Raw genomic sequence first — 1152 nt, 5'->3', positions numbered from 1 at the left:
TCCGTACACCGTCGGGGCGGCGCCGTCGGCGCGGCGTCGTCCGTACGCAGGGGAATACGCAGGGGAAGCAGGGGAAGGGGCCATGACCGTGCATCAGAGCGCAGCCGTCGTACCGGAGGTCCGCCGGGCCGTGCCGGAGGAGCGGGACGCGATCAGCCTGCTGATCGGGGAGTCGTTCCAGACCGATCCGGTCAGCGGCTGGGTGTTCCCGGACGAGGACCGCCGGCGGGTCGTGCAGCCCCGTTTCTTCGGCGCGTACCTGGACGTGGCGCTCCGGGACGGCTGGGTCGACGTGACGGACGACCTCTCGGCGGCGGCGCTCTGGCTGCCGGTGCGGCCGGAGGCCGACGGCGAGGAGGACGGGGATCTCGGCGAGCGGCTGTCCGCCGCCGACCCCGGCAACGAGCGCGCCGGGGTCGTGGCCGAGCTGACGGGCCGTGTGCACCCCGTCGACCGCGCGCACTACTACCTGCCGGTGATCGTCGCCGCCCCCGGCCGCCAGGGGCAGGGCCGTGGGCGCGCCCTGCTCGCGCCCGTCATGGACCGCTGCGACCGCGAAGGGATGCCCGCCTATCTGGAGGCGAGCAACGAGCGCAGCAAGGCGCTCTACGAGCGGCTCGGCTTCGCCGTCCTGGGTGACGCGATCCGGCTGCCCGAGGGGCCGCGGCTGTGGCCGATGTGGCGCGAGCCGAGCTCCTGAGCCTGGCCCGGGCGGGGCGCACATTTCCCCTTTCAAGATCATTTAGTGCATGATCAGGGCCGCGCGCCGCTGTCACGGGGGTTGCGTCCGCGCCTGTTGAGGCCGTAGAGGTATGTGGTGGCCAGAAGTGAGAGAGATGCATCTCACGTGTAAAAGTGGTTTTGAGGTGCTTCGGGGGGAGTACCCCCATGGGGCAGGGTTGACCTGCAGTTAAATGCGGATTGTAGTTTCCCACTTGCTTCTTCCGTTCGGACGGCCGATCAGTAACCTCTGCTCAAATGTCCGTTCGATGAGCAGGAGAGTCAGACTGATGGAGCGTCGCTTCCCGGCCGTCCTAGGCATCGACCCCTCCGCGTACGTCGGCTTCGCCGGGGTGGGGCGCCGGCCGTGACCGGCGCGTCGGGCGGGAACGCGCCGGGCGGAATCGGCGGCGCGGTGGGAGGGGTGACCGG

Annotated in this window: 1 protein-coding gene; it reads left to right on the top strand. The window is 70.5% G+C overall.

Annotated features, from left to right (window positions below; all coding sequences use genetic code 11):
* Positions 1-82: 82 nt before the first annotated feature.
* Positions 83-700 (top strand): GNAT family N-acetyltransferase, encoded by a 618-nt coding sequence (locus K6I34_RS37230; RefSeq protein ID WP_229332434.1) that lies wholly within the window; start codon positions 83-85, stop codon positions 698-700.
* Positions 701-1152: the final 452 nt, after the last annotated feature.

The sequence above is a fragment of the Streptomyces sp. UNOC14_S4 genome, assembly GCF_020740835.1.
GTDB lineage: Bacteria > Actinomycetota > Actinomycetes > Streptomycetales > Streptomycetaceae > Streptomyces.
Note: the sequence above shows the minus strand (reverse complement) of the source record. Positions and strands in the feature narration are given on the sequence as shown.

Excerpts from the sequence above, each read along its gene's own strand:
- K6I34_RS37230 (WP_229332434.1), top strand. The coding sequence starts at position 83 with ATGACCGTGCATCAGAGCGCAGCCGTCGTACCGGAGGTCCGCCGGGCC.